The 1,129-nt window shown below is 57.9% G+C and carries 1 protein-coding gene; it reads left to right on the top strand.

The genetic code is table 11. From position 1 onward, the window contains the following. The coding region (locus LPH68_RS26905) for a phage tail tape measure protein (RefSeq protein WP_370638814.1) at positions 1–1,129 on the top strand (1,129 nt) is incomplete at both ends.

The raw sequence follows: 1,129 nt of genomic DNA, 5'->3' as shown, positions 1-1,129 counted from the left end.
ATCGTCGAAATAGCGGAATCCTATAAAATGGCCGCCGGTTACCTGCGTATGGCCGGTGTGGAGTTCACGGAAGCCAGCGCCGCCATAGGTCTGCTGGGCAACATGGGGTTGAAAGGCACACTGGCGGGTACCTCGCTGCGGGCCATGTCCACCCGTTTTGCCAAGCCTACGAAAGAGGGGCAGGAGGTTTTGGACCGCCTGGGCGTCAAATTCACGGAAAAGCGGGACGTGGAGGGTGTGCGGGTGGAGAAGTTGCGCCCCATGGCGGACATCTTCGAGGAGCTGAACAGGAAAGGTGCCTCAATGGCGGACATACAGGCGATTTTTGGAAAAATCGGGGGGAATGCGGCTATGATGTTTGTCCGTAATTACGACCGGCTGCGTGCACTCAGTTCCCATAATAGAGGTTCCCAGGGAATATCGGCGGAACTGGCACTTGTAAAGCAGGGTACCACTAAGGGATTGTGGGCGCAGGTTACCTCCCGGATGAGCGAAGGGTTCATGCACGCATTCGAGGTGCTGGAACCCTCGGTACGTGCCGTTCTGCGTTCCTTTCTGGATAAATTCAAGACTCCGGAATTTACCCGCGGACTGGTTTCTGTCGGAAACGCCCTGTTGGACATCTTTGCCGTCATAGGTAATATCGGGGTCTGGGTGGCACGCAATTTCCATTGGATAGAGCCGCTTGTTTTTACAGGAGCGGTGGCTGTCCGGCTGTTCAAGGTGGCCGGTGCCCTGACCAATATCGGTATCGCTATGGGCTTTATCGGCAAACAGTCAGCGGCGACGGCGGCCGTCGGCTCCGTACAGGGATTGTTGGATATGGGGAGTCCTAGCAAGATGTCTTTCGGACAAAAGAGGGCCATTGTCTCGGCCATGCAGTCCGCAGGCGTGGCAGGACGGGGAGCTATGACGCGTACCTTGATGTCCGGAGGCGGTGTTGTCGGAGCGAAAGGGGTATTGCAGTCGCTGTTCGCAACACAGGTGGCCACGGGTGGCAGCCTGACAGGCGCAGCCGCCTCTCTGAGTACCATGGGCACGGGGGCGGTTGCTGCCACGGCGGGAATCGCCGCATTGGCCGGTGCTCTGGGCTGGGTGGCATATAAAACCTGGAAGATAAAGGAGGCGA

The organism is Bacteroides sp. 1_1_30 (genome assembly GCF_020982715.1).
Taxonomy (GTDB): Bacteria; Bacteroidota; Bacteroidia; order Bacteroidales; family Bacteroidaceae; genus Bacteroides; species Bacteroides xylanisolvens.
Note: the sequence above shows the minus strand (reverse complement) of the source record. Positions and strands in the feature narration are given on the sequence as shown.